The following is a 1,646-nucleotide window of genomic DNA, read 5'->3' as shown; positions in this document are numbered from 1 at the left end:
ATACATATGAAGAATTAGTATCCTCATTTACAAAATCTTTTGAACCTCACATTAATAGAATGGCAGCAAGATTGGTAGAACGAAGAGTAAGAGACGAGCTGCTTAAAAAAGCACCGAATTGGAAATTAATTCTCCAAGAACCAACAAGTTTTGAATTTTCGACTCAATCTCTTTTCGAGGAAGAGAAATCTCTGTTACAAGGCTTGATCGAAAATCAAGATATTGAAAAAATGATTTCACGCTATCCGATTAGAGAAACTCCCGCTCTCGAAAGTATTTCGAAGGCACTCTGTTTTCCAACTCAAGCAATGTATGAACAAGCCATCAGAAAAATGCTTATTGATGAAAAAGGGGTTCGTGAGCAGTTGAAATCTTTAGTTGATAAAATTACCACTGCGATTGCAAACTAAATTTTACTTTCCAAGATTGAGGATAGAATGGAACATCATTTATACCAAATCGGCCATATTCTTATTGCGCTTGCTATTGTTGCACTCGTACTCATTATTTATAAAAAGCACAATAATAGAATTCAACTGTCTCAGGATATTAAGCAAGAAATAATCAAGGGTATATCCCTCGACACGCCAAACGACAAATTACAAACGAATTATGTATTCGTAAATGCATTTATCGCTTCGATGCGCCATGGCCATATTGTTTCTTTAATTCTTAAGATGTTTACTTCTGCTTTATGCCTACTTTCTATGTGGGCTTCTTACCAATTAGGAGAAGGTTATTTTTACGTATCCTTAACAGTTGGGATAGCTCTTTTTACCTGGATGTTTTATACCGATCTAATGTTGTCAAAAGAATTAACCGATTATGAAAGAACATTTTTGGACTCTCTCGCAGAGTTCATCGAAGATTGATTAAGCTGATAGCACAGAAGGAAGCATAATAATGTCAAAAATTCGCCTACCGGCGGCTGTCTGCACCGCTGTTGCTGAAACTCTTGAAGGATCACACGAGTCTCTCAATGCACTGTTTGAGGCGGCAGGCGCACCTGGCACTCCTCCAGATCTTGCTCATCACTCAAAATGGAAAACTTGGTTACAGAAAGCAGGCAATGACCCTGAAGTAGATAGTCTACAAGTACTAGGAAATCTAATCGAAGAATTCATGGATTTACCTCCATCACCTAAAAAGAGCCCTTTTGGAGATTTTATTATATCGGACAAAAGCGATCCTGTTGAAGAATACGAGATCAAGAAAAAACGTCTTATAACCATTCTCGAAGAACACGGGTTTAGATACTTCAGAGGAGGTAAAGTTATACAAGAAGATCAAGAAGATCGTATTAACATTAACTTATCGGCACATCATAAACAAGAAGGGCTTAAACCTCGGCGTTTTTCAAGGTAGTTGTCGCCTGAGCATTTAAGCTGCTTGTTTTTCCTTCTCCGGGTTCAACTTAACGTCACCCACTTTCTCCCAGTTCCGCGTAGCTTTTGACCACCTTATTTGGTTCTTTCTTTTCATCTTGCGATAAAGCTCATCCCTCTTCGATAATATTTCTTCATCCAGACCTAAGTGCCTTTGCTCTGGGGTAACAAAGTTAATTCGACTATGCCGGTGCTCTGTGTTGTACCAAGTGACAAACTCTTTCACCCAAGTTCTTGCTTCATCGATTGATTTAAATCCCT

4 protein-coding genes are annotated in these 1,646 nt (G+C 38.4%); 3 read left to right on the top strand and 1 reads right to left on the bottom strand.

From position 1 onward, the window contains the following. The 3 genes from A3756_RS27725 to A3756_RS12910 form a co-directional block, all read left to right on the top strand. On the top strand, positions 1 to 410 hold a 410-nt coding region (locus tag A3756_RS27725), incomplete at its 5' end, for a hypothetical protein (protein WP_197481301.1). 27 nt (positions 411 to 437) lie between these two features. Next, positions 438 to 872 (top strand): hypothetical protein, encoded by a 435-nt coding sequence (locus tag A3756_RS12915; protein ID WP_068553640.1) that lies wholly within the window; start codon positions 438 to 440, stop codon positions 870 to 872. A gap of 31 nt (positions 873 to 903) precedes the next feature. After that, on the top strand, positions 904 to 1,365 hold the full coding sequence (locus A3756_RS12910; protein WP_068553639.1) for a hypothetical protein: 462 nt from the start codon (positions 904 to 906) through the stop codon (positions 1,363 to 1,365). A gap of 15 nt (positions 1,366 to 1,380) precedes the next feature. Here the strand turns inward: A3756_RS12910 and A3756_RS12905 are convergent. Continuing rightward, positions 1,381 to 1,646, bottom strand: a 266-nt coding sequence (locus A3756_RS12905; RefSeq protein WP_156490451.1) for an integrase core domain-containing protein, incomplete at its 5' end; no start/stop codon positions are given.

Source organism: Oleiphilus sp. HI0086, assembly GCF_001635225.1.
Note: the sequence above shows the minus strand (reverse complement) of the source record. Positions and strands in the feature narration are given on the sequence as shown.